At 65.0% G+C, this 23040-nt stretch carries 21 protein-coding genes and 1 pseudogene; 11 read left to right on the top strand and 11 right to left on the bottom strand.

Going from position 1 to position 23040, the window contains the following annotated elements; translation table 11 throughout:
• Nucleotides 1-87: 87 nt before the first annotated feature.
• Nucleotides 88-321, top strand: coding sequence for a hypothetical protein (locus ACKI1H_RS27685; protein WP_440468919.1), 234 nt, complete (start codon nucleotides 88-90; stop codon nucleotides 319-321).
• 49 nt (nucleotides 322-370) lie between these two features.
• Here the strand turns inward: ACKI1H_RS27685 and ACKI1H_RS27680 are convergent, their stop codons facing one another.
• The 4 genes from ACKI1H_RS27680 to ACKI1H_RS27665 all read right to left on the bottom strand — a co-directional run bounded on the left by ACKI1H_RS27680 (nucleotide 371) and on the right by ACKI1H_RS27665 (nucleotide 2901).
• Nucleotides 371-1042, bottom strand: coding sequence for a hypothetical protein (locus ACKI1H_RS27680; RefSeq protein ID WP_440466976.1), 672 nt, complete (start codon nucleotides 1040-1042; stop codon nucleotides 371-373).
• Between the two features lie 415 nt (nucleotides 1043-1457).
• Nucleotides 1458-1826, bottom strand: coding sequence for a hypothetical protein (locus ACKI1H_RS27675; RefSeq protein ID WP_440466975.1), 369 nt, complete (start codon nucleotides 1824-1826; stop codon nucleotides 1458-1460).
• A 101-nt stretch (nucleotides 1827-1927) separates the two neighbouring features.
• Nucleotides 1928-2275, bottom strand: coding sequence for a carboxymuconolactone decarboxylase family protein (locus ACKI1H_RS27670; protein WP_017522075.1), 348 nt, complete (start codon nucleotides 2273-2275; stop codon nucleotides 1928-1930).
• A gap of 143 nt (nucleotides 2276-2418) precedes the next feature.
• The gene (locus ACKI1H_RS27665) at nucleotides 2419-2901 is read right to left on the bottom strand and encodes a GreA/GreB family elongation factor (RefSeq protein WP_138526324.1); all 483 of its coding nucleotides are present in this window, start codon (nucleotides 2899-2901) and stop codon (nucleotides 2419-2421) included.
• 124 nt (nucleotides 2902-3025) lie between these two features.
• Between ACKI1H_RS27665 and ACKI1H_RS27660 the strand changes: the two genes are divergently transcribed.
• Nucleotides 3026-3469, top strand: coding sequence for a hypothetical protein (locus ACKI1H_RS27660; RefSeq protein WP_138526325.1), 444 nt, complete (start codon nucleotides 3026-3028; stop codon nucleotides 3467-3469).
• A 6-nt stretch (nucleotides 3470-3475) separates the two neighbouring features.
• On the opposite strand, the gene ACKI1H_RS27655 is transcribed toward ACKI1H_RS27660, so the two are convergent.
• Complete coding sequence (locus ACKI1H_RS27655) at nucleotides 3476-3967, bottom strand: RcnB family protein (RefSeq protein ID WP_440466974.1); 492 nt, start codon at nucleotides 3965-3967, stop codon at nucleotides 3476-3478.
• A 269-nt stretch (nucleotides 3968-4236) separates the two neighbouring features.
• On the opposite strand from ACKI1H_RS27655, the gene ACKI1H_RS27650 reads away from it, so the two are divergent.
• From ACKI1H_RS27650 to rmuC, 4 genes are all read left to right on the top strand, one after another.
• Nucleotides 4237-4605: an MbcA/ParS/Xre antitoxin family protein gene (locus ACKI1H_RS27650; RefSeq protein ID WP_045210335.1), complete on the top strand. Its 369-nt coding sequence runs from the start codon at nucleotides 4237-4239 to the stop codon at nucleotides 4603-4605.
• Nucleotides 4606-5370, top strand: a complete 765-nt coding sequence (locus ACKI1H_RS27645; protein WP_440466973.1) for an RES family NAD+ phosphorylase — start codon at nucleotides 4606-4608, stop codon at nucleotides 5368-5370.
• A 77-nt stretch (nucleotides 5371-5447) separates the two neighbouring features.
• Nucleotides 5448-5657: a hypothetical protein gene (locus ACKI1H_RS27640; protein ID WP_138526329.1), complete on the top strand. Its 210-nt coding sequence runs from the start codon at nucleotides 5448-5450 to the stop codon at nucleotides 5655-5657.
• Nucleotides 5658-6227: 570 nt separating this feature from the next.
• A complete protein-coding gene (gene rmuC / locus ACKI1H_RS27635) occupies nucleotides 6228-7592 on the top strand; it encodes a DNA recombination protein RmuC (protein ID WP_440468918.1) in 1365 nt (454 codons plus the stop codon).
• A gap of 32 nt (nucleotides 7593-7624) precedes the next feature.
• Here the strand turns inward: rmuC and ACKI1H_RS27630 are convergent, their stop codons facing one another.
• The 4 genes from ACKI1H_RS27630 to ACKI1H_RS27615 form a co-directional block, all read right to left on the bottom strand.
• Nucleotides 7625-8965, bottom strand: coding sequence for an NAD(P)/FAD-dependent oxidoreductase (locus tag ACKI1H_RS27630; protein WP_440466972.1), 1341 nt, complete (start codon nucleotides 8963-8965; stop codon nucleotides 7625-7627).
• Nucleotides 8966-9059: 94 nt separating this feature from the next.
• Complete coding sequence (locus ACKI1H_RS27625; RefSeq protein WP_138526332.1) at nucleotides 9060-9950, bottom strand: metal-dependent hydrolase; 891 nt, start codon at nucleotides 9948-9950, stop codon at nucleotides 9060-9062.
• Between the two features lie 8 nt (nucleotides 9951-9958).
• Nucleotides 9959-11731: an SDR family oxidoreductase gene (locus ACKI1H_RS27620; RefSeq protein WP_440466971.1), complete on the bottom strand. Its 1773-nt coding sequence runs from the start codon at nucleotides 11729-11731 to the stop codon at nucleotides 9959-9961.
• Entirely contained in the window at nucleotides 11728-12612 is an 885-nt protein-coding gene (locus ACKI1H_RS27615) for a M24 family metallopeptidase (RefSeq protein WP_440466970.1), read from the bottom strand. The genes ACKI1H_RS27620 and ACKI1H_RS27615 overlap by 4 nt, the downstream gene beginning before the upstream one ends.
• Before the next feature lie 270 nt (nucleotides 12613-12882).
• Here ACKI1H_RS27615 and ACKI1H_RS27610 point away from each other — a divergent pair, with 270 nt between their 5' ends.
• Nucleotides 12883-13701 (top strand): MerR family transcriptional regulator, encoded by an 819-nt coding sequence (locus tag ACKI1H_RS27610; RefSeq protein ID WP_280056066.1) that lies wholly within the window; start codon nucleotides 12883-12885, stop codon nucleotides 13699-13701.
• Between the two features lie 4 nt (nucleotides 13702-13705).
• Here ACKI1H_RS27610 and ACKI1H_RS27605 read toward each other — a convergent pair whose 3' ends face one another.
• The gene (locus ACKI1H_RS27605; protein WP_440466969.1) at nucleotides 13706-14620 is read right to left on the bottom strand and encodes a LysR family transcriptional regulator; all 915 of its coding nucleotides are present in this window, start codon (nucleotides 14618-14620) and stop codon (nucleotides 13706-13708) included.
• A gap of 83 nt (nucleotides 14621-14703) precedes the next feature.
• Between ACKI1H_RS27605 and ACKI1H_RS27600 the strand changes: the two genes are divergently transcribed.
• Nucleotides 14704-15162 (top strand): DMT family transporter, encoded by a 459-nt coding sequence (locus tag ACKI1H_RS27600; protein WP_440466968.1) that lies wholly within the window; start codon nucleotides 14704-14706, stop codon nucleotides 15160-15162.
• Nucleotides 15163-15349: 187 nt separating this feature from the next.
• Here ACKI1H_RS27600 and ACKI1H_RS27595 read toward each other — a convergent pair whose 3' ends face one another.
• On the bottom strand, nucleotides 15350-18826 hold the full coding sequence (locus ACKI1H_RS27595) for a PAS domain-containing hybrid sensor histidine kinase/response regulator (protein ID WP_440466967.1): 3477 nt from the start codon (nucleotides 18824-18826) through the stop codon (nucleotides 15350-15352).
• Between the two features lie 229 nt (nucleotides 18827-19055).
• On the opposite strand from ACKI1H_RS27595, the pseudogene ACKI1H_RS27590 reads away from it, so the two are divergent.
• The 3 genes and pseudogenes from ACKI1H_RS27590 (at nucleotide 19056) to ACKI1H_RS27580 (ending at nucleotide 22945) form a co-directional block, all read left to right on the top strand.
• Nucleotides 19056-19657: pseudogene (locus ACKI1H_RS27590) on the top strand (GNAT family N-acetyltransferase).
• A gap of 65 nt (nucleotides 19658-19722) precedes the next feature.
• Nucleotides 19723-20574, top strand: coding sequence for an AraC family transcriptional regulator (locus ACKI1H_RS27585; RefSeq protein WP_280056065.1), 852 nt, complete (start codon nucleotides 19723-19725; stop codon nucleotides 20572-20574).
• A gap of 205 nt (nucleotides 20575-20779) precedes the next feature.
• Nucleotides 20780-22945, top strand: a complete 2166-nt coding sequence (locus ACKI1H_RS27580) for a TonB-dependent receptor family protein (protein WP_440466966.1) — start codon at nucleotides 20780-20782, stop codon at nucleotides 22943-22945.
• Nucleotides 22946-23040: the final 95 nt, after the last annotated feature.

Here is a 23040-nt window from a genome sequence, read left to right as displayed (position 1 = left end):
CAGGAGCGCGCCGATGGCAACCCGGCAGCGGTGGCCGAGTTGTTGATCGACAAGGAGTTGAGGCTATGAAGTGGCTTCTAGTTGCTGATGGTCGCGCTGGCGGGATGCGCCGGCCAGGTCGTGCCTGAGCCGCGCACAGTGCGCGTGGAGGTGCCGGTGGCAGTTCCGTGCCGCCCGCCGGCAGTGGAAGTGTCCACCTGGGCGACGGTCTCGCTGCGCAAGGGCGATAGCCTGCAAAACAAGGTCCGTGCCTTGCTGGCCGAGCTTGAACAGAGGAAGGGATTTGAACTTCAGCTGCAGGCGGCGGTGTCAGTATGTTGATGAATGTCGCGCATGGCTAAGTCTGTAGGAACAGAAGTTCGAATATGCCTTACGGGCCGACAGTCGACTCGGGCTGCCGTAGATACTCCGCTTTCACGAATGGGTCGGCAGTCTGGTACTCGCCGACCTTTTCGCCGATGCAGGCCAGCGGCATCACGCGACGCTCAACTGGGGCATCACCAACAGTCACTATCTTCTGTAGAGAGATGGTGCAGGCAGGCTGGTTGAATTGGTTGCGGGTGTACTGATACCACGCCTCATAATCTTGGCCTGGCTGGGGGGTGAAGATGATCGGAAAGGGCTTGCAGTAAACTGAGCCAGGTCCGCCCGCCACGTAACCGACAATAAGGGGCCGGTTTGCGGGAACGACGTGCTCGTTGTAATAGAGGCGAGACTCGTTAATCTCGGCAGTCGACTTGCTCGCAGGCATGCCGACGACGGAGTTTTCCTCTCGCCGGAACATCTCACCCAGGTGTGCATCGCCATTTTTCCAGCCAGCCCGTTCAGGATCTGCCTGGGCCGTGGTGTCGTTGTAGAAGCTCTCGCAACTTTTGCCGCTGACATACCCGCCTTGGATCATCCCTTGGGCGAAGAGACGAATGCGTGCCATAGACGAGGGGTCATATCTGGATGCTTCGGCTTCGTTCCGAACATTGACCTTCTGGGTGGCACCGCATCCGGTGAGGCTGAGTACAACTATTGCGACAACGAGTGGTTTCATTACCGGGGCTGATCCTTCAGATGGTGGTAATTTCCTATAATGGGCGAGAATACACGAGCCTCATCGGCGGTAGCAGCGGCTCTTCTGCGACAAAGCGAAGCTGCTCCACCTGAGATCCCATCACCGCTCCATGACAGCTTCGTTTGGTGTAACGTCCCCGCCGCATACAGCGACCGCTCGCTGAGCCGAATTCGCGGGAAATCTTAGGACAGATTTGCGCTCCCTCTCCCTCCTTTTGCGCCCACTGAGGAATGCGCAGCCCTGACTTTACGGGGCCTGCGAGGATGTATAGGTAGATGTCCTATGGTTCAAATCTCTATCTCTCCGCCATTACATATGGCCAAAACCCCTGAAATGCTGACGTTTCAGGGGTTTTGTCTTTTCTGCAATCGGACAATTTCCGTCCAGCGCTTCATCACCCGCAATACCCATCCATCTTCTCCCGATTCCCCTCCGTGGGATTCGCCTGATACTGCTGTAGCCAGAACTGGCACGGCGCGCCATTGAAGCGTTTTCCCTGCTCCGATTTCTCTATTTGACGATTCTGCTGTTCCTGCGTGGCCTGCTGCCGTTGCAGGTATTGCTGGAACATCTCTTCATTGCTGCGCGCAGGCAGGGGGCTGGCGGGAGTTCCTGCGGAGGGTTGTGCGAGGCGAGCGATGACGGCGGGCGGAAGGTCGGGCCAGATCAGCCAGGCGGTGGCGGCAACTGCCAGGCTGCCGAGCCAGATGCCGGCGGCAATAGCGAAAGTGAGTTTCCAGAAACCGAGTGTGGGCTGCGACATGGGCTGAGGCTTTGGCTGGTTAGGCCCCACTGATACCCCATCCGGGCTCTGAAGGGAAAGAGGCAGGCCCGCGGCGCTGGAGAAGCGCTGCGGGCGAGGACTCATTTCGGGGCGGCGGCGGACTCGTAGGCTTCGAGGGCGCGCAGGGAGTAGATGTAGGCGGCGCCGGCGTTGAGCGAGATGGCCGTGGCCAGGGTCTGGGCGATCTCGGCTTCGGTGGCGCCGGCCTTGCGCGCGGCTTCGGCGTGGACGCCGATGCAGCCATCGCAGCGGGTGGTGATTGCCACGGCAATGGCGATGAGTTCGCGGGTCTTGGCGTCCAGGGCGTCGCCGTCAGCGGCGGCGGCCTCGAGGGCCTGGTAGGCAGCGATCATCTTCGGGTGTTTCTTGCCCAGGGCACCGAAGGCTTTTTTCACGGCAGGGACGTACTCGGACCAGTTGAACAGCATGGTGCTTCTCCTTGAGGCCGGGAGGGATGAGGTGTGGCCTTGAAGCTTAGTCTGCGCCAGCCTGTGTGCCGGGTATTGTCTGTTCCGCTCAGTTTTTTCATCGATGCGCTCGACTGCTGAGAAGCGGACGGGCATAGAGACTTTCAGCAGGCGTCGAGGATTTCGTAACGTTGGCGCGCGCCACCGGTGCCCACTTCCACTTCGTCGCCGGGATGGCGATGGAGCAGGGCGCTGCCCAGTGGGGCGCGGGTGGTGATGACGAGGATCTCGGTACCTTCGTACTGCACTTTGAGGCCGGCGCCGTCAGGGCCGAGGAACACCCAGCGCTGCTGGTGCCGCTCGTTGACCAGTTGCACCAGAGCGCTGGTCTGGATGCCCTGGTCCTCGTCGAAATCGCGCAGTTGCAGATTCTCGAACAGCGACAGGGCCTGACGGATTTCTTCTACGCGGCGCGATTGACCGGCGGCGAGATAGGCCGCTTCCAGGCCAAGGGTGTCGTATTTGTTCTCGGCGACATTCTCCTCGTGGGTCGCGGTTTCGTGGGCCGTCCGGGCGGCGCGTACGGCGACCTCGAGGTCTTCGGCGAGGCGGACGAGGATCAGTTGATAGGCGCGTTTCTTGTCCATGGCGACAGGCTGGAGATAAAGGCGCCTATCCTAGGGGCTTTGTCGTGTTGTGCGAAGGCGCTTTCAAGTTTTTCCCACGACGGCCGATAGAACGGCTGAATTCCCGGAGCAAAGGACATCCGGCATGAGCCTTTCCATTACCCCCGCCATCCAGACTTTTGCCACCCAGCTTCGTGTGGCGAGTGATGCCAAAGCATCGGCTGGAACTACCAATGAGAGCGCCAGTAGTACTGGTGATAGCCCGCGCCTGCAAGCTGGCGGCACAGCGCCCAGCGGCAAGAGCGACAAGAGTTCCGGCAGCTCTGGAGGCTCCAGCACAACGGTCGAACAACTGCAGAAGCGCCTGAAGGAATTGCAGAAGCAGTTGCAGCAGGAGCAGCGGGAGCTGGCTGAGGCGCAGAAGCGCCACTATTCCTCGGATGCCGAGCGCACTGCTGCGCTCATGGCGCTGCAAAGCCGCATCGCCAGCACTAGCGCAGCCATGCAGCAGACCGCCGCGGCACTGGCCGAGGCGATCCGCAAGGCCGGCGGTAGCGGCGCGGGCTCCATGCTCAGCGCCAGTGCCTGAAGCGGATCAGTAGCCGGCCAGGATGTTGACGATCAGCCCGCTGGCAATGGCAACCAGGATGTAATCGCCGTTGACGTAGAGCCAGCGATGGTCACGCGGCGGAGCGTAAAGGTGGCGGGCTTGCCAGTCAGTGACCCAGTAACGGTCGCCCCGGTAGTTCGGTTCCACGACTACTCCACGGCGCCAATCGCGATGAGGCACGGGCATACCGGCTTGCGGGCGATAGTTCGGGTTCTTGTAGTAGCGCGGATCGCCGTGGCCATTGCGCCCCTGGTTGTAGTTGCCGTGTGGCTGTTGCTGCTGAGGTCGCTGCTGATATTGCTGTTGCTGCCCTGGGTGTTGCTGTTGCTGCTGGGGCGGCCGCTGTTGTTGCTGCTGCGGCTGTCGATTGTCCGGACGGTTCGGGCCATTGTCCGGGCCGCCCCCCGGCTGGGCGAAACTCGCCAGCGGGCTGCCGAGCATCAGGGCGGCACAGATCAGGGCGACTGACTTCTTCATGGTGTTTCTCCTAAAGCATCCGGCAGTGCCGGAGTGCGAATCCTGCTTTCATCGTCCCGGACGATCCGGGTACTTCATGAGACCGCGCGGGCGGGTCAACGAACGCCAAGCGTAAGTAAATGTTCGGTAAAGAAATTCTCTGCTTTGTCAGTTCGCTGATACAGAGCGGACGAAAGCGCAATCCGGTGTATTTCCTTGTGCCGCTATCTTTGTGCAGTTTCAGCATTTGATGATATGTTTGCAGCAAATGCACTGATAGGAGACTCGCCATGAGTGCTCTGCTGAAGGAAAACCCGGTCGCCGATGCCGTCCTGGCCAAGGCCGTGCTGACGGCGCGCGAACACCTGGCGATGACCCAGCAGGAACTGGCCGCCATCGTCGGCGTGGACCGCAGCGCGGTGAGTCGCTGGAAGCAGAACGGCCTGCGCGTCGACAGCAAGACCGGCGAGCTGGCGCTATTGCTGGTGCGCATCTACCGCGCGCTGTTCGCGCTGTTCGGTGGCAACCATGAAGACATGCGCCACTTCCTGCGTACCGAGAACCGCCACCTGGGCGGCGTGCCGCTTCAGTTGATGGAGCAGGTGCAGGGGCTGGTTGCGGTGGTCGAGTACCTGGACGCCATCCGGGGCAAGGTCTGAATGTCCTTCACCGCTGGCACCCGTCTCTGGGCGAAGTATGAGGATTCGGTCGTCGCTCCCATTCGTGGGCGCCTGGTGCGTTTGGTGGAGAGCCAGGGACAGGTGGCGACGCTGCAGTTGGTGGACACCCTGGAAGAGCAGGCGCTACTCGAGGAGTTGCTGGAAACCAGCAAGCCGCACATGCCACCTGCCGCCGAGCCGCTGCACTATCTATTGAAGACGCCGTTTCGTTATCCGCCGCTGCGCTGGGGCTCGCGCTTCGGTCGGCGGCATGAGCCGAGCCTGTTCTACGGCGCGCTCAAGTTGGAAACGGCCATGGCGGAATCAGCTTTCTACCGTTTCGTGCTGTGGGAGGGGATGGCGACGCCGCCGCCCAGTGGGCGAATCCTTTCCGAGCACGCCTCGTTCGAAGCGCGTTTCCAGGTGCAGAAGGGGGTGCGTCTTCACCTGCCGCCTTTCCGTGAGCACGAAGCACTGCTCGATCCGCAGGATTACAGTGTGACCCAAGGCCTGGGAAGTGCGATGCGCGAGGCGGGCGTGGAGGCCTTTGAATACCGTTCGGCACGCTGCCCGCAGGGCGGCGTGAACGTCGCGTTGTTCGCTCCCTCGGCGTTCACCGAGAAGCGCCCGCGTAACCTGATGCCGTGGCTATGCGAGACGACTTCCGAGTATGTCGCCTTCAAGCATGCGCAGGTGCCCGACAGCCCACGACTCTACCGGCGCGAGCAATATCTGGTGGATGGCAGGCTGCCGCATCCGGCCTGACCGTTCATCGTTTTGCCACTGTCGTGTCACGGTGAGCGGTGTATGTTGCGGGATGGCCAAGCAGGGAGCGCCAGACCATGGATATACGGATAGCCGTCCATCCCAGCGACGATCGTCGCTGGCGCGTTTACCTCAATCAATTCTTCTACGACTGCACCAGCCGCAGTTCGGCCGAGCGCATTTATGCGCGAGTCTGTGCCGCCGAGCAGCTGGCGATTCAGCTTCCCGAACCACCCCGCATCGTCCGGCCGCAGCGTATGCCGCGCCGGCAGGTTCAGATCGCATGAAATTCTCTGGGTATCGGCGTCGGAGGACGGAGCTTCCGACGCACACGTAGCCCGGTTGAATGCACTGTCTGCCTGAGAACACTTCCTATCCACTGCCCTGAAACGGGGCGGTCGGCTGCTGCGTGGCGCGCACTTGTGCACAATGCTGACGCACTCTGTCAAGGCCCCGAAACATTGCAGATGGCCACCCCGTGAATTTCCTTGCGTTTTTTAACTTGTTGAAAAATAAAGGAAATTTCTATTGGTGAAAAAATCACCAATCTGTCGTGCGGCCCCAGTTCACTGGGGGTATGGGATGTTTTAAGCAAGTTCTCCACTGAGTTATCCACAGCTTCTGTGGATTGTCCCGAGCGCTTGCTCAGGAGCCTTGTCCCAGGGCCCTTACAGCGGACGAGGGCTGATCGCGCGGGCGACTGTTAGACTGGCGCGATCCATTGCCACACCTCGGAGTCCTGCATGCCTCTCGATCTTTCCGCCCTGTTGCTCGGTGCGCTCGCCGGATTGCTGCCCATGGCGGCGCTCGCGTGGCGCCTGCAGGCGCGCAGGGTGGAGGTGGAACAGGAGGCAACCCTGCTGCGCGAGCGCCTGGCCACTGCGCAACTGGCGCAGGACGGACTGTCCGCCCGCTCCGAAGCGGACCGCGAGGCTTTCCAGCGCCTTAGCGGCCGACACAGCGAACTCTCCGCCGAGGCAGCGGCATTGCGCCGTGAAGTCGAGCTGGGCAAAGACGAGCGTGCGCGCCTGGGCAACGCCGAGCAGGACTGGCAGGCCGAGCGCGCCGATAAGGAAGTCGAACTGCGTCGACTCTCCGCCGAGCATGCGGCGCTCTCGGCCGAGCTGCGCGAGCAGCAGGAGAATCACCAGCAGCGCCTGGGCGATCTGCAAGCCGCAAAGGATGACCTGCGGGCACAGTTCGCCGAGCTGGCCGGGAAGATTTTCGACGAACGCGAGCAGCGTTTTGCCGAGTCCAGCCAGCAGCGTCTCGGGCAGTTGCTTGACCCACTGAAGGAGCGCATCCAGTCCTTCGAGAAACGGGTGGAGGAGAGCTACCAAGCCGAGGCTCGTGAGCGCTTCTCGCTGACCAAGGAGCTGGAGCGTCTGCAGCAATTGAACCTGCGTCTGGGCGAGGAAGCCACCAACCTGACCCGTGCGCTGAAGGGCCAGAAGACCCAGGGCAACTGGGGAGAGCTGGTGCTTGAGCGCGTACTGGAACACGCCGGCCTGGAGAAGGGCCGCGAGTATGAAACCCAGGTGAGCCTGCGCGCGCCGGATGGCGAGCGCTTCCAGCCTGACGTGCTGATCCGCCTGCCTGGCGACAAGCAGGTGGTGGTGGATGCCAAGGTCAGCCTCACTGCCTACCAGCAGTTCATTGCCGCGGACGACGAGGTGATCCGCCAGCAGGCACTCAAGGCGCATGTGCTGTCGCTGCGCAGCCATGTGAAGGGTCTGTCCGACAAGGATTACCGTCGCCTGGAGGGACTGCACAGCCTCGACTTCGTGCTGCTGTTCATGCCGATCGAAGCCGCTTTCTCGGCGGCGCTGCAGGCCGAGCCGAACCTGTTCCAGGAGGCCTTCGAGCGCAACATCGTGATCGTCAGCCCGACCACCCTGCTGGCGACGCTGCGGGTGATCGAGAGCCTGTGGCGCCAGGAGCGGCAGAACCAGAATGCCCGCGAGATCGCCGAGCGTGCCGGGGCGCTGTACGACAAGTTCGTGCTCTTCGTGCAGGATCTGGACGAGATGGGCACCCGGCTGCAGCAACTGGACAAGACTTACGCGGCGGCGCGCAACAAGCTCTGTGAAGGGCGCGGCAACCTGATCAGCCGAGCCGAGCAGGTGAAGCTGCTCGGTGCGCGGGCCAGCAAGAACCTGCCGACGGATTGGCTAGAGCGGGCGTTGAGCGATGATTCGCCGGTGGTGGAAGAGGGCGAGTAGGGGCGCTCCTACGAAGAGCGAAAAGCGCTCCATCAGAACAGCGAGTAAGGCTTGCCTGCCGTTCCATCGGCGAAGCGCCGCAGCCTGAAGGCATGCAGGTCCATCCCGGCTTCGCCCTTGTGAATCCACTGGCTCATCAATTGGCCGACGATGGGGCCCATGGCGAAACCGTGGCCGCAGAAGCCGGTGGCGATCAGCAGGCCCGGCACTTCAGGCGGAGCATCAAGCACCGGGATGCCGTCGGGCAGCACGTCGATCAGGCCGGCCCAGCTTTCCACCACCTTCACATCGCGTAGCGCCGGGAATGCCTTGGCGAGGTTGGCCTGCGCCTGGAACACGCGCGAGGTGTTTGCCTTTACCTGCGGATCACGTTCGCCGAGTACCGGACCGTTCACGCTACGCTCGGAGCCGGGCAGGCGCTGGCGCAGGTCGTGGAAGAGCGCGCCATTGAGCTTGAAGGAGAAGCCCGCGCGGTGTTCCGGCAGATGCGGCAGGTAGTGCCGCGCACCACGCAGGTAATCGAGATTGAGGTCGATGTCGGCCTGGGTTTCGTCGGCAAGGTTGATGCTGCCGTCGGTGCGCTGGCGCAAGCCGATACCATGGCCGATGAAGCTCTGCGCGCCGATGTCCGGGCCAGGGCTGGTGCGGGAGACGGTACAGCGTACGGCCTGCTGCGGCAGCTCCAGCCCGAGGCTCTGCACCAGACGCCAGCTGCTGGCACCGGCGCAGACCAGTAATCGCCGGGTCTTTACATAGCCGCGCTCGGTCTGCACGCCGCAGATCGCGCCGGCGGCGCGGTCGATTGCGGTGACGCCGCAGCCCTCGACGAACAAGGCACCTCGCTCGGTGGCGCGCAGTACATAACCCGGGGCAACGCGGCGCGGTTCCGCCTGGCCGTCGTTGGCAGTGTAGAGGGCGCCGAGTGCGGGATCGCTCAGCGCCGGCATCAGCCTTGCGACTTCCGCACGCCCCAGCAGCCGGGTACCGAGGCCGAAGTTGGCGGCGACCTTCAGCCAGTCCTCGTACTTGCGCTGCTGCTCCGGCGTTTCGGCCAGGTACAGGCAGCCGCCCTGGCGCCATTCCAGCGGCAGTTGCAGCTCTGCTTCCAGGCGCTCCCAGAGTGGGATGGCGGCGATCATCAGCGGCACTTCCGCCGGGTCGCGCGCCTGCTGGCGGACGAAGCCCCAGGCGCGGGTGGACTGTTGGCTGGCGAGGCCAGCCTTGTCCAGCACCAGCACGCTCAGGCCACGGCCGGCAAGCTGCCAGGCAGTGGCGCAGCCCATGATGCCGCTGCCGGCGATGACCACATCCGCTTGCTCCGGCAGGCGCTCCACGCGGGAGGGAAGGGCGGGGTGGAGGGGGTAGGTTCCCATCGGCATACGTCGGCATCCCTGTTACGAACGGAGAAGACCGCAGTATGCGTTCGGCGTGCGCCGCGCATCCACTGCGCGGGCACGCGAACAGGCCCTATGAGGCGCGCGCGGCCCGGCTGGCGGCCGGCGAGCGGGCCAGGTAGTCCAGCGCTTCCTGGGTGTTGGCTTCGTGGTCCGGGTGGTACCAGGGCTTGAAGTAGCGCAGGAAGCTGGTGGCCAGCGAGCTGATCTTCGGCAGTACGCCGGTCTTCGAACCATCGCGCCAGATGGCGGCGAAGGAGCGTGGCTTGGCGATGGTCGGGTCCTGGCGCGACAGGGTGCGGGTACCGAAGGCGAACAGGTAGATGATCAGCGGCCAGACCACGAACATCCACAACTGTCGGCTGACAAAGGTACCGCCCAGGTGCACGTGCAGGTCGTGGGCGACGTTGCGGTGCTCCACTTCCTCGGCGCCGTGCCAGCGGAACAGGTCGAGCAGCACCGGGTCGGCCTTGGCGCGGTCCAGCGCGTCGGCTTCGAGAATCCATTTGCCGAGAATGCAGGTGAAGTGCTCCACCGCCGCGACGATGGCGCAGCGCTGGCCGATCCACCAGCGCTTGAGCCAAGGCGTGCGGTTGAACAGTTCGATACCCAGCGGTGTGTCGCTGAGCAGTTGTTCGAACAGGTAGTCCATGACCTTCAGGTAACGCGTGGAGTCGATGCCGTGGTGGCTCAGGTAGCGTTCCAGGGCACCGGAGTGCGCCCGGGCGTGCATCGCTTCCTGGCGAATGAAACCCTGCACGTCATCGCGCAGGCGGCCTTCCTTCACGAAGGGCAGGGCCTTGTTGTACAGCCGGCAGAACCACAACTCCCCCGCCGGCAGCATCATGTGGATGACGTTGATCGCGTGGGACGCCTCGGGCTCGCCGGGAATCCAGTGCAGCGGCGAGTCGCTGTAGTCGAACTGCACCTTGCGTTGTACGAGCTTGTGATGATGGTCGTTCATGGCAGTTCTCAGGCAGTCAGATTGAGGCGGGCGAACAGGCGCGACAGCCAGGGCATGAAGCGCCATTGCAGGGCGCCCAGGTGCACTTCGCTGCCGACCTTCACCACCGGCTGGTTGCGTTCCACCGCGCGGGTGATGCGCTCGCCGACGGTGTCCGGGCTGAGCCGGCGCCGACGGTAGAAGCGCTGCACCCTGGCGCGGTGTTTCGCCTGTTGTTCGTCATTCATGCCGGCGAAGCGTGTGGCCTGGACGATGCCGGTATCGACGAAGCCCGGGCACGCCGCGCTGACGCCGATGCCGTGGCCGGCCAGCTCGGCGCGTAGACATTCGCTGAGCATCAACACCGCTGCCTTGCTGGTGGCGTAGGCCGGGTAGTTGCGCGAGGGCGCGAAGGCCACGCCGGAGGCAACGTTGACCAGATGTCCCGGCTTGCCGGCCCCGACCATCTGCTGGCCGAACAGCCGGCAACCGTCGATCACGCTCCAGAGGTTGATGCGCAGCAGGCGCTCCCATTCCTGCGGGGTGGTCTTGAGCATCGGCCCGGCCATGCCGATTCCGGCGTTGCTCACCACCACGTCGGGTACGCCGAGGCTGCTCTTCACCCACTGGGCGAAACGCTCCATGGCGGCGCTGTCGCCCACGTCCACGCAATAGCTGTGGGCGCTGGCGCCCACCGCGCGGGCCAGCTCGGCGCTGCGCTCGGCAGCGGCCGGGTCGATGTCCGCGGCCAGCACGCTGGCGCCGCGCTCGGCAAAGCTCAGCAGGGTCGAGCGGCCGATGCCGCCGCCCGCACCAGTCACCACCACCAGCTTGCCGGCGAACGGGCCGGAGCCCGGTTTCAGTGCGGCGCGTTGCAACTCCGGTGTGGCTTCGCCGCCCTCGATGTGGCTGACGAACTCGTCGATCCAGTTGCCCAGTTGAGCGGGCTCGGCAAGCAGCTGCCAGTGCCCGGCGGTGACGTCGCGTCGCCACAGGCGCGGCGCCCACAGCGAGAGTTGCTGGAACAATTGTTGGCCGACGTAGCGGTCGCGGGTCGGCACGATGAGTTGCACCGGCACCTCGGTATGCCGTTTGCGTGGCTTGAAGATCGAGGTGATGAAGTTGGCCCGGTAGAGCTTCACCCCGTGCTCGCCATCGCTGGCCTGGTGCGGGTTGCGCACCGGGTTGCGGATGCCTTCGACCTTGCGCAGGTACTGCGGCCAGGCCTTCGCCGCGCCGAAGCGCCAGGACAGCGACGGCAGCAGCGGCAGGTGGAAGTAGTAGATGTACCAGGAGTGCAGCAGCTGGCTGGCCATCTGCAGCAACGCGCGCGGTGTCTTGCGGCGCAGGCGGTCACGCATCCAGAAGCCGACGTGGTCCAGACAGGGGCCCGAGACGCTGGTGTAGGAAGCGATGCGCGCGCGCAACTGCGGATCGGTGACGCTCTCCCAGGTCTGGATCGAACCCCAGTCGTGGGCCACCAGGTGCACCGCGCGTTGCGGGCTGACGGCGTCGAGCACCGCCTTGAGGTCCTGGCTGAGCAGTTCCAGGCGGTAGTCGCGGGTCTTGCGCGGCTTGTCCGATTCGCCAGCGCCGCGGACGTCGTAGGCGACCAGTTGATAGCGGCCGGACAGGTGACGGATCAACGGCAGCCAGGTTTCATGGTTATCCGGGTAGCCGTGGATGAACAGCACCATCGGCAAATGCGGTTCACCCCAGCGCCAGACGGCCAGGCGCACGTTGCCGGACTGCACGTCCAGCCGTTCCGGTGCCGGCAGGGCTTTCTCCAGCATGGCGTTCATGCCACCTCCCGCCGCGCCGGGGCGCTGATCAGGCCGCGCTGGGTCCAGCGGCGCACGTGGGGCAGGTCGTCGTCCAGCCAGTAGGCATCATGCTCGGTGACCACCAGCAATTCTTCGAATTTGGCGCCCACGCCGCGCAGGCCCAGGTGCGGTTCGACCGCCCAGAGGCCCGGCGTTGGCGCGTGCTGCGAACGGTCATTGCTCGACCACAGCGGCGACCAGCCTTCGCGGCGGCCGGTGATCAGGGCGTTCTTCATCAGCGTGGCGATGTTGCGCACGCCAAAGCGCGCGACCGATGGGCCGGTGTTGCGCGCGCCGAGTTTTTCCACGCGATGGGCCAGGACTTCGAAAGGGTAGGCCTTGTGTCGGGGCAGGGTGCCCTGGCGCTGGCAGAGGCGGTCCACCGACTGGCTGACTTCGGCCAGCGGCAGGCGCTGGCGCACTTGTTCGACGATCAGGTTGCGGTGCGCCAGCAGGTCGTCCATCAGGCGCTCCACCAGCAGGTTGTGGCCCAGTGCGCCGGAGTAGCCGACGTCGGCGGTGTAGGCGCCCAGGGTTGGCGCGCAGTCGAGGATGAAGGGCATGCCTTCCTCCAGGCGCTGCTTGCCGGGGTAGAAGGCCAGGTTGAAGCCGCCCAGGTGGCGCAGGCCGTCGAAGCCCTTGAACGAGGTGCGGCTGCCGAACCAGGCGAAGGGCTGGTGGAACCAGTCGCGCACGCCGTGATCGAGCAGCCAGGTCTTCATCAGGGCGGCGGTCTCGCGCTCGCTGATGCCCGGGCGCAGTTCGCCGGCAATGGTTTCGCAGCAGCGGTAGGCCAGTTGCTGAATCTCGCGGAAGTGCCGCAGGTCTTCGGGGGTGGGCACCCAGGCGCCTTGGGACATGACTTTCTCCAGGCTGGTTGTTGTTATCGTTACATCGGTCGATGTCATGATCGATGCTGACCCATCGCTCACCATTGCGCCATGCGTGCGCGGCGGGCCTGGAGTGTTACCGCAGCGACGAGCCACTGGCGGCGCGGGTTCCGAGCGAGCGGGCGGAATCGAGCGGGTGCAGTTCCCGTCTTTGGTTGGGCCTGGGAGATGAGAAAAGGATCACCGAAGGATTAATCCTTCCGATTGTTCCGGGGGCATGTCGCTGGCTATCATCCGGCCATGAGCACACCCCTGAACCTCTTGCAGCGCCTGCTGCAGCGCCCGGACGACGCGCCTTCCGAACTGGAAGAGGAGCGCGAGTATTCCGTGGATGAGCTGGCCCGCGAGGGCGGCACCACGGTGCGCAACCTGCGTGCTTATCAGGACCGCGGCCTGCTGCCGCCACCCGAGCGCCGGGGGCGCGCCGGGGTGTACTTCGCCGGCCACCTGCGCCGGCTGCGGCTGATCAACCGCCTGCTGGAGCGCGGTTACAACATAGCCAACATCAAGGAGCTGCTGGAGAGCTGGGAGAGCGGCCATGACCTGGACCATGTACTCGGCCTCGACGAAGCCATCGTTGGCCCGTGGAACCTGGAGTCCCCCGGCAGTATCGAGTTCACCGACCTGCAAGCGTTGTTCGGTGGCGAGCTGAATGATGCGGTGATCGATCAGGCGCTGGCGCAGGGCCTGCTGGCATTCGACGGCGAACGCATCAGCATTCCCAGCCCGCGCCTGTTCAATGCCGGTGTCGAACTGTACCGCGCCGGTATTCCGCTGGCGGCGTTGCTGGATCATCTGGCGGTGCTGCGCACCGACACCGAACACCTGGCCGCCGGCATCGTGCGGCTGGTGGTGACCCACCTGGTGGACAAGCCCGGTGCCGACCTGCTGCCTGGTGCAGCCGATCTGGAGCGCCTCGCCGAAGTCTTCCAGCGCCTGCGGCCGGTGGCCGAGCAGGTGGTACTGGTGGAGCTGGCGCGCGGCCTGAAACGCTCGGCCAACGAAATGCTCGGCGAGCGTGTCGGGGAAATCCTCCGGCGCATGGAGACGCCGGACTAGCGCCTCAGCTGTCGCCGGCGACCTGTGCCAGCTTGCCGCGCAGCCAGCGCCGTGCCGGGTCGTCCTCGCTGGTCTCCGACCAGATCTGCACGAAGTCGAAAGGCGCCAGTTTCAGCGGTGGTGCGAAGCTGGCCAGGCCATGGCTGTCGAGATCATCGGGGAGCATCCGCGCGGCGATCGTCAGGACCATGTCAGTGCCCGCCAACAGGCTTGGCGCCACGCTGAAGTGCGGAACGGTGGCGCCCACCCTGCGGCGGCGGCCGAGCTTTTCCAGGTGGCTGTCGATTTCTTCCGCCGGGCTCTGTTGCAGCGCAACGCGCAGGTGCGGCGCGGCAAGGTAAGCGTCCAGGTCCAGGCGCTTTCTGTCGCCCAGGATTTCCCTCGAACACAGGCAGACGAAGCGCTCCTCGAACAGGCGCTGCACGCGCAGCCCTTCCGACAGCATCGGGAAGACCCCAAGGGCACCGTCCAGCTCGCCGCTCGCCACCTGTTCGGCCATGCCCACGCGTGAGGCCTGGCGGATGTCCAGATGAATGCCCGGCGCCTCGCGGCGCAGAATCGGCAGCAGCGCGGGCAGCACCACCCAGGCGCCATAATCGGACATGCCCAGGCGCAGCTCCAGCTCGGCGCTGGCCGGATCGAAGTCATCGCCCAGCACCAGCCGGCGCACGCCGCCGAGGATTTCCCGCAGCGGTCCGGCCAGCTCGAAGGCGCGGCGGGTCAGCTGCATCTGGTTGCCGGTGCGCACCAGCAGCGGGTCGTCGAGCAGGTCACGCAGGCGGTTGAGTGCATGGCTCACCGCCGGCTGCGTCATCGCCAGGCGCTCGGCGGCACGGGACACGTGGCGTTCTTCCAGCAGCGCATCGAGGATCACCAGCAGGTTGAGATCGATGCGGCGCAGGTCATGAATCGAGTGCATTCAGGTTGTACCAATCATTCATTTCCATGCGCAGGATGGATAGCAGAAGCTGAACCCTATCGACAAGCCATGGAGACCACTCGATGTCGAAACTGCTTCTGCTACTGCCTGCCATCGGTGTGGGCGCGCTGGTTGCCTTGCAGGCGGGCAGCAACTCGCTGCTGGGGCGCCAATTGGGTCATCCGCTGAGTGCCAGCCTGACCTCGCTGGGTGTCAGCCTGGCGGCGGTGATCATTGCGCTGCTGGCGTTCCGCGTACCGCTCCCGGCCGCCGCGGGAATAGCCACCACGCCCTGGTGGGGCTGGCTGGGCGGACTGTTCGGCGCGGCTTACCTGACTGTCGCGGTGATGCTCGCGCCGCAGCTGGGCGCGGCGACTTTCCTCGCCTGCGTGGTGGCGGGGCAGATGCTGATGTCGGCGTTGTGCGACCAGTTCGGATGGGCCGGTTTCCCGGTGCGGCGGTTGTCGCCCGAGGGCCTGCTGGCCGTCGGGCTGATCATTGCCGGGGTGGTGTTGTTGCAGTGGCGGGGGAGGGTGGTTTGAGTCGAGTACGGAGCGGCCGGGAGGACCCTCTCCCTAACCCTCTCCCTGAAGGGAGAGGGGACTAGTCTGCAGCGCGATGAAAGATCGGCGCTCGCTCGATGGCACATAACCAAGAACGGCACAGATAACTCCCTCTCCCTTCAGGGAGAGGGCGGGGGAGAGGGCGCCAAGCCGGCGCTGAGGACTATCAGCGCAAACTCAGATGCCGACTCAACAACGCCCGCAACGCCGCCGGCTTCACCGGCTTGGGCAGGAAGTCCAGTCCCGCCGCATGGATCTGCGCCACCAATTCGGGGCGGGCGTCCGCGCTGATCACCACACCGGGAACCGGTTCGCCCAGGCGGGTGCGCAGCCAGGCCATGAGGTCGGTGCCCAGTTCGCCGTCGTCGAGGTGGTAATCGATCAAAGCCAGTTGTGGGCGAGCATCGCCGTCGAGCAGCGCCTGGCATTCCTCGCGGCTACGCGCGGTGAGCACGCGGCAGCCCCAGCGAGTGAGCAGGCTGTTCATGCCGGTGAGGATGCTGTCCTCGTTGTCCACGCAGAGCACCTGCGCGCCGTTGAGTTGTTCCGGGGTTTCCACCTTGTGCCCATTGAGCGGCGCCGGGGCGGGCTGGCGGGCGAGCGGCACGCTGACGCTGAACACGCTGCCCTTGCCCGGCCAGGAGCGGACTTCCAGGCGATGGCCGAGCACCTTGCACAGCCGGTCGGCGATGGCCAGGCCCAGGCCCAGGCCCTTCTCGGCGCGGGTCTGGTGGCTGTCCAGGCGTTTGAATTCCTCGAAGATCACCTGCAGCTTGTCTGGCGGAATGCCCGGGCCGTGGTCCCAGACTTCCAGCCGCAGGTGCCCGGCCTCGCGGCGCACGCCCAGCAACACATGGCCCTTGGCGTAGCGGAAGGCGTTGGTGAGGAAGTTCTGCAGCACGCGGCGTAACAGCTTGATGTCGCTCTCCACCCGTAGCTTGCTGCCGCGCAGGTGGAAGTCGATGCCGTGCTCCTGGGCCAGTACACGGAATTCCACGCCGAGGGTGTCGTACAGGTTGCTCAGCGGGAAGGCCGCGACGTCGGCGCTGACGCGGCCTCCCTCGAGACGCGAGATGTCCAGCAGGTCGGTGATCAGGTCTTCTGCCGATCGCAGCGACGAGTCCAGGTGGCGCACCAGTTCGGTGGCCTCCTCGGGCAGTTTTTCCTGGTGGGCGAGGGCGGCGGAGAACAGCCGCGCCGCGTTCAACGGCTGCATCAGGTCATGGCTGACGGCGGCGAGGAAACGCGACTTCGACTGGTTCGCCGCCTCGGCCGTGCCCTTGGCCTCCGTGAGTGCCTGGTTCAGCTGCGACAGCTCGAAGGTGCGTTCCTGTACACGCTGCTCCAGGCCTTCGTTGGCGTCCTTCAGGCCCTGTTCGGCATCGCGGTAGTTGGTGATGTCGGTGAAGCTCATGACGAAGCCGCCGCCGGGCATCGGGTTGCCGATCAGCTCGATCACCCGGCCATTGGGGAACAGCCGCTCGGAGGTGTGCGGCGTACCCTGGCGCATCCAGTACAGGCGCTTGGCGACGTGCAGGTCCGGGTCGCCCGGGCCGCAGAGGTTGCGCTCGGCGTTGTAGCGGATGATGTCGGCGATTGGCCGACCGACATAGATCAGCCCGTCCGGGTACTCGAACAGTTCGATGTAGCGGTGGTTCCAGGCCACCAGGCGCAGCGACTGGTCGACCACGCTGATGCCCTGGGTGATGTTCTCGATGGCACCCTGCAGCAGTGCACGATTGAACTGCAGCACCTCGGAGGCTTCGTCGGCGATCTTCACCACGTCCTCCACCTGCATCTCGCGGCCTTCGATGGCAGCCTTCACCACGGCGCGCGCGGAGGAAGCGCCGAGTACGCCGGCGAGCAGGCGTTCGGTGTGGGCAATCCACTCGTCGTTGGCATTCTGGCTGGGGGTGAAGCCCTTGCCCTGGCGGTAGGCGAAGCGGATGAAGCTCTGCCGCGCGCGTTCCTCACCGACGAAGCGGGCGGCGAGCATCAGCAGGTCCTCCAACTGCACGGCGAGCATCGAGCGCGAGCTGAGCTTCTGGGAGATTTCCTGGCCGATGAAGCGGCTGGCCTGCCAGTGCTCGGAAACACGGGTACGGGAGAACACCGAGACCAGCCCGAACAGCGCGAAGTTGCCGATCAGCGAGAGCAGCACGCCGAGGGTCAGTGGTTCGATGGACAGGCCGAACGGGCGGCCGGCGAGCCAGGCCAGGCCGGGGAAGGTTTCCAATGGCCAGCCCAGGCCCTTGGCGACCACCGGCAGCACCAGCGTGTAGGCCCACAGGAAGGAGCCAGCGGCCAGCCCGGCGAACACGCCACGGCGATTGGCCTGCTTCCAGTACAGCGCGCCGATCATCGCCGGGCCGAGCTGGGCGATGGCGGCGAAGGCGATCTGGCCGATGGTGGCGAGGCTCGCGGTGGAGCCCAGCAGGCGGTAACTGACGTAAGCCAGCAGGAGGATCAGCGCGATGCTCACCCGGCGCACGGTCAGCAGCCAGTGGCGGAACACCTCGAAGGGCTGCTCGGCCTCGCCCTTGCGGCGCAGCAGCCAGGGCAGCAGCATGTCGTTGGAAACCATGGTGGACAGCGCCACGCTGGCGACGATCACCATGCCGGTGGCCGCCGAGGCGCCGCCGATGAAGGCCAGCAGCGCCAGGGCGGGATGGGCCTCGGCCAGCGGCAGGCTGATCACGAAGGAGTCCGGCATCACGCCGGCCGGCAGGTGCATCTGCCCGGCCAGGGCGATCGGCACCACGAACAGCGCGGCCAGCACCAGGTAGATCGGGAACACCCAGCGCGCCAGGTTCAGGTCGCGCGGCTCGATGTTCTCCACCACCAGCACGTGGAACTGGCGTGGCAGGCACATGATGGCGGTCATCGCCACGCCGGTCTGCAGCAGCATGGCCGGCCAGTGCACGGTCTCCTTCCAGTATTCGTTGAGCTGCGGGGCGACGCGGGCCTTGTCTACCAGGTCGCCGAAGCCGTCGTAGAGGCCGTAGGTGACGAAGATGCCGACGGCGAGGAAGGCAGTGAGCTTGACCAGCGACTCGAAGGCAATCGCCAGCACCATGCCGCGGTGGTGTTCAGTGACGTCCAGGTTGCGGGTGCCGAAGACGATGGTGAACAGCGCGAGGATCAGCGACACGATCAGCGCGGTGTCCTGGGCGCGAATGCCGGTGGAGTCGGGGCCAGCGCCGATCAGCAGGTTCACCCCGAGGACGATGCCCTTGAGCTGCAGGGCGATGTAGGGCAGCACGCAGACCACGCAGATCAGCGCCACCACGACCGCCAGCGCCTGGGACTTGCCGTAGCGCGCGGCGATGAAGTCGGCGATGGAGGTGATGTTCTCCTGCTTGCTGATCATGATCATCTTCTGCAGCACCCAGGGCGCGAAGAGCATCAGCAGCACGGGGCCGACGTAGATCGGCAGGAATGACCAGAGCTGGTCGGCGGCCTGGCCGACGGCGCCGAAGAAGGTCCAGCTGGTGCAGTAGACGGCCAGCGAGAGGCTATAGACCCAGGCGCGGACACGCGGCGAAAGAGGGGCGCGACGGCGGTCGCCATAGAACGCGATGGCGAACAGGACCGCCATGTAGAGCAGGGCGACCGTTGCGATCAACCCACTGGACAACGACATGCTGACTCCGGAAGTGAACGGGCTCCCCCGCAGGAGCACTGGCAGCAGTTTCGCACCAAAGTCCGGAACTGTCAGACGCCTGCTACCAATGTCTCAGTGGTGCTGTGTCGCGCCTCACACTTGAGGACGGCGCGCCGGGCTGGTAGCTTGCCGGCCTTTTCGCGGTCCGTCTGTCGTGCGCCTGCCGGCGCGCGGCACTTCATCGGGCCGCTACGCTCTGATGTGAGCGATGATTTCGCGTCGTGCTTCGAGGAGGGCGCCATGTTCAGACCGTTACCCATCACCTTGCAGCGCGGGGCCCTGCGCCTGGAGCCGATGGTGGAGGCCGACGTGCCGGACCTGGTGACGCTGGCGGAGCAGAACCGCGACGTCCTGCAGTTCATGAGTGCACCGGGGCGCCCGGACTGGTACCGCCAGGGCCTGGCCGACCAGCGTGAGGGCCGCGCCCTGCCGCTGGTAGTACGCCTGGGCAACCAGATCGTCGGCACCACACGCTTCATGGACTTTCTTCCGGCGCTGCCGGCCTGCGAGATCGGTGCCACCTGGCTGGACCAGGCCCAGCACGGCAGCGGGCTCAACGCCACGATGAAGTACCTGATGCTGCGCCACGCCTTCGACAGCTGGAAGATGGTCCGCGTGCAGTTCAAGACCGCCGCCAGCAACGAACGCTCCCAGCGCGCCATCGAGAAGCTCGGCGCGGTGCGCGAGGGTGTGCTGCGCAACCACCGGCGCCTGGCCGGCGGGCGGCTGGATGACACCATCCTCTACAGCATCACCGACCAGGAATGGCCGCAGGTGAAGGCGGCGCTGGAAGCCGGTTTCAACGGCTGAAGGGGCGGTGTAAGGTGATCGCCCCGTTCGCTCCCGGAGCGCCGGTGTGACATCGAGGCAGGACCATGGCAGAACACCACGCGAGCGGCGAACGCACCCGTTTCTGGCGCGCCCAGGAGTTGGGCGGCGTCGAGCTGCTGCACGCGCGCTACATCGAGCAGGTGTTCTCGCCCCACGTCCATGAAGGTTTTGCCTTCGTGATGATCGAGCAGGGCGCGCAGCGCTTTCACCATCGAGGCGCCGAGCACTTCGCCCCTGCTGGCAGCGTGGTGCTGATCAACCCTGACGAAGTGCATACCGGTTCCAAGGCCGACGAGGCTGGCTGGCGCTACCGCGGCTTCTACCCGGAGCTGGCGCAGGTTTCCGGCGTACTGGAGGAGCTGGAGTTGGGCGGACGCGGCACGCCGTCCTTCGATGCCAGCGTGGTGTTCGATCCGGAGCTGGTTCAGGCGCTGTTCGCCGCACACCACCTGCTGGATTCCGATGCCACCGTGCTGCAGCGCCAGACCTGCTGGCGCGAGGCCTTGCTGATGCTGTTCCAGCGTCATGCGCGGATTCCCGAGGCACCGCCGGTGGGCAACGAGCCGGTGGCCGTGGCTCGAGCCCGTGAGCTGCTGGGTTCGCGTCTGATGGAACCACCATCACTGGAAGAGCTGGCCGCCGCCGTCGGGCTTTCACCCTTCCACTTCGCCCGGGTGTTTCGCAAGGCCACCGGCCTGCCGCCGCATGCCTGGCTCAAGCAGCGTCGGCTGGAACAGGCGAGGGCGCTGCTCAAGCAGGGCTGCATGCCTGTGAACGTGGCCATGCAGCTCGGCTTCGCCGACCAGAGCCACCTCAGCCGTCAGTTCAAGCAGGCCTATGGCGTCGGCCCGGGCGAATATCGCCAGGCCTGCGCGCGGTCGTTCCGTTCGGGCTGATTCTTCCTGCGACGTTATCAGCCAGACCCCGTCGTTGAAGGGCTGCTGGCCTATTGCTGTGCCTGATGAACAGTCGTTCGAGATGCTGAAAAGAGAATCTGAGTCAACCGAAATATTTTTTCATTTGCGATACATTTGCATTTACAAAATTTACAATCAGTTCTAATTTCCCGCCCCTTCACGAAGTACCCGGGGAGGGGGAAGCATGTCGCACGTTCGTTCATGGTCGCGCCTGGCGATCGCCGTAGCCCTGGCCGCGCCGTTGCTGCCGGCGCAGGCCGAGGAAGAGACCAAGGAGCTGGAGAGTGTCACTGTGGTCGGCGACTGGCTTGGCGAAGCCGACCAGCAGGTGGTGCAGAACCACCCCGGCGCGCGCACCGTGGTGCGGCGCGAACAGATGATCGAAGAGGGCGCGCAGAATGTGCGCGACGTGCTGCGTGGCATTCCCGGCGTGCAGGTGCAGGACAACAACGGTACCGGCGGCAGTGATGTCTCCCTCAACGTCGGCGTACGCGGTTTGACCTCGCGCCTGTCGCCGCGCTCCACCGTGCTCATCGATGGCGTCCCGGCCGCCGTGGCGCCCTACGGCCAGCCACAACTGTCGATGTTCCCGCTGTCGGTCGGCAACCTCGACAGTATCGACGTCGTGCGTGGTGCCGGTTCCGTGCGCTATGGCCCGCAGAACGTCGGCGGGGTGATCAACTTCGTCACCCGCGCGATTCCCAAGGAGTTCTCCGGGGATGTTGGCAGTACCGTGGAAACCGCTTCCCACGGTGGCTGGAAGAAACTCTACAACGCCTTCCTCGGTGGTACTGCCGACAATGGCATGGGCGCTGCGCTGTTGTATTCGGGCGTGAAGGGCGCGGGCTATCGTGACAGCAACGACGCCACCGACATCGACGACGTGATGTTCAAGACCCACTGGGCGCCCACCGACGTCGACGAGTTCTCCGCCAACTTCCATTACTACGACGGCAGCGCCGACATGCCCGGCGGCCTGACCCAGGCGCAGTTCGACAAGGACCCGTACCAGTCGGTGCGCGACTACGACAACTTCACCGGCCGGCGCAAGGACGTCTCGCTCAAGTACAAGCGGCAGATCGACGATCTCACCCAGGTCGAAGTGCTGACCTACTACAGCGACAGCTTCCGTGGCAGCACCATCGCCAACCGCGACCTCAAGACGCTGGCGTCCTATCCGCGCGACTACCACACCTTCGGCATCGAGCCGCGCGTGTCGAAGATCTTCATGGTCGGCCCGACCACCCAGGAAGCCAGCATCGGCTACCGCTACCTGAAGGAGGCGATGCACGAGCGCGCCAGCCAGGTCGGCCTGGTGAACAACATTCCCACCGTGCAGCCGGGCGCTGACGGCCACATCTATCAGGACCGCACCGGTGGCACCGAGGCGAACTCCATCTACCTCGACGACAAGATCGACGTGGGCAACTGGACCGTCACCCCGGGCATCCGCTTCGAGCGCATCTCCACCGACTGGCATGAGCGCCCGGTGCTCGACAACAAGGGCAAGCCGGTCCAGGAGAAGAACCGCAGCAAGGACTACAACGAGCCGCTGCCAGCGCTGGCGGTGATGTATCACCTGTCGGACGAGTGGAAGCTGTTCGCCAACTACGAGACCTCCTTCGGCAGCCTGCAGTACTTCCAGCTCGGCCAGGGCGGTAGCGGCAATGACACCGCCAGCGGCCTGCAGCCGGAGAAGGCGAAGACCTACGAAGTGGGCACCCGCTACGACAACGGCACCTGGGGTGGCGAAGTCACGCTGTTCTACATCGACTTCGACGACGAACTGCAGTACATCAGCAATGATGTGGGCTGGACCAACCTGGGCGCGACCAAGCACCAGGGCATCGAGACCTCGGCGCACTACGACCTGGCTGCGTTGGACCCGGTCCTCGCCGGCCTGACCGCCTACGGCACCTTCACCTATACCCGCGCCACCTACGAAGGTGAGATCCCGTCGTTCAAGGGCCGCGACCTGCCGCTGTACTCGCGCCAGGTGGCGACCATCGGCCTGCGCTACGAGCATGACCGCTGGACCTACAACTTCGACGGCTTCGCCCAGTCGAAGCAGCGTGCGCCCGGCCCGACCACCAACTCCAACGGCAGCTTCACCGGCAACTACATCACCGAGCCGAGCGCCGATGGCCAGTACGGCGATATTCCCGGCTACGTGTTGTGGAATGCCCGCGTGGGCTACGATTTCGGCCCGCAGGCGTCGAACCTGAAAGTCGCCGCCGGGGTGAAGAATATCTTCGACCAGATGAACTACACCCGCTCCAGCGACAACAACGCGGGTATCTACCTGGGCGAGCCGCGCACCTTCTACGTGCAGGGCAGTGTCGGCTTCTGACGTCGCCTCCACCCAAGAAAAAGCCCGTCCTTCGCGACGGGCTTTTTCTTGCACGGATTGCACTGTTCGAATGGATTTGTGCCGGAAATGTGGCT

This window comes from Pseudomonas sp. YH-1 (assembly GCF_051990045.1).
Taxonomy (GTDB): Bacteria; Pseudomonadota; Gammaproteobacteria; order Pseudomonadales; family Pseudomonadaceae; genus Pseudomonas; species Pseudomonas nicosulfuronedens.
This window is presented reverse-complemented; position numbering and strand designations above follow the sequence as displayed.

Coding starts and splice junctions, on each gene's coding strand:
- ACKI1H_RS27580 (WP_440466966.1), top strand. CDS start 20,780: ATGTCGCACGTTCGTTCATGGTCGCGCCTGGCGATCGCCGTAGCCCTG.
- ACKI1H_RS27625 (WP_138526332.1), bottom strand. CDS start 9,950: ATGAACGACCATCATCACAAGCTCGTACAACGCAAGGTGCAGTTCGAC.
- ACKI1H_RS27620 (WP_440466971.1), bottom strand. CDS start 11,731: ATGAACGCCATGCTGGAGAAAGCCCTGCCGGCACCGGAACGGCTGGAC.
- ACKI1H_RS27665 (WP_138526324.1), bottom strand. CDS start 2,901: ATGGACAAGAAACGCGCCTATCAACTGATCCTCGTCCGCCTCGCCGAA.
- ACKI1H_RS27610 (WP_280056066.1), top strand. CDS start 12,883: ATGAGCACACCCCTGAACCTCTTGCAGCGCCTGCTGCAGCGCCCGGAC.
- ACKI1H_RS27685 (WP_440468919.1), top strand. CDS start 88: ATGGTCGCGCTGGCGGGATGCGCCGGCCAGGTCGTGCCTGAGCCGCGC.
- ACKI1H_RS27630 (WP_440466972.1), bottom strand. CDS start 8,965: ATGGGAACCTACCCCCTCCACCCCGCCCTTCCCTCCCGCGTGGAGCGC.
- ACKI1H_RS27675 (WP_440466975.1), bottom strand. CDS start 1,826: ATGTCGCAGCCCACACTCGGTTTCTGGAAACTCACTTTCGCTATTGCC.
- ACKI1H_RS27595 (WP_440466967.1), bottom strand. CDS start 18,826: ATGTCGTTGTCCAGTGGGTTGATCGCAACGGTCGCCCTGCTCTACATG.
- ACKI1H_RS27650 (WP_045210335.1), top strand. CDS start 4,237: ATGAGTGCTCTGCTGAAGGAAAACCCGGTCGCCGATGCCGTCCTGGCC.
- ACKI1H_RS27605 (WP_440466969.1), bottom strand. CDS start 14,620: ATGCACTCGATTCATGACCTGCGCCGCATCGATCTCAACCTGCTGGTG.
- ACKI1H_RS27670 (WP_017522075.1), bottom strand. CDS start 2,275: ATGCTGTTCAACTGGTCCGAGTACGTCCCTGCCGTGAAAAAAGCCTTC.
- ACKI1H_RS27615 (WP_440466970.1), bottom strand. CDS start 12,612: ATGTCCCAAGGCGCCTGGGTGCCCACCCCCGAAGACCTGCGGCACTTC.
- ACKI1H_RS27660 (WP_138526325.1), top strand. CDS start 3,026: ATGAGCCTTTCCATTACCCCCGCCATCCAGACTTTTGCCACCCAGCTT.
- ACKI1H_RS27600 (WP_440466968.1), top strand. CDS start 14,704: ATGTCGAAACTGCTTCTGCTACTGCCTGCCATCGGTGTGGGCGCGCTG.
- ACKI1H_RS27680 (WP_440466976.1), bottom strand. CDS start 1,042: ATGAAACCACTCGTTGTCGCAATAGTTGTACTCAGCCTCACCGGATGC.
- ACKI1H_RS27655 (WP_440466974.1), bottom strand. CDS start 3,967: ATGAAGAAGTCAGTCGCCCTGATCTGTGCCGCCCTGATGCTCGGCAGC.
- ACKI1H_RS27585 (WP_280056065.1), top strand. CDS start 19,723: ATGGCAGAACACCACGCGAGCGGCGAACGCACCCGTTTCTGGCGCGCC.
- ACKI1H_RS27645 (WP_440466973.1), top strand. CDS start 4,606: ATGTCCTTCACCGCTGGCACCCGTCTCTGGGCGAAGTATGAGGATTCG.
- ACKI1H_RS27640 (WP_138526329.1), top strand. CDS start 5,448: ATGGATATACGGATAGCCGTCCATCCCAGCGACGATCGTCGCTGGCGC.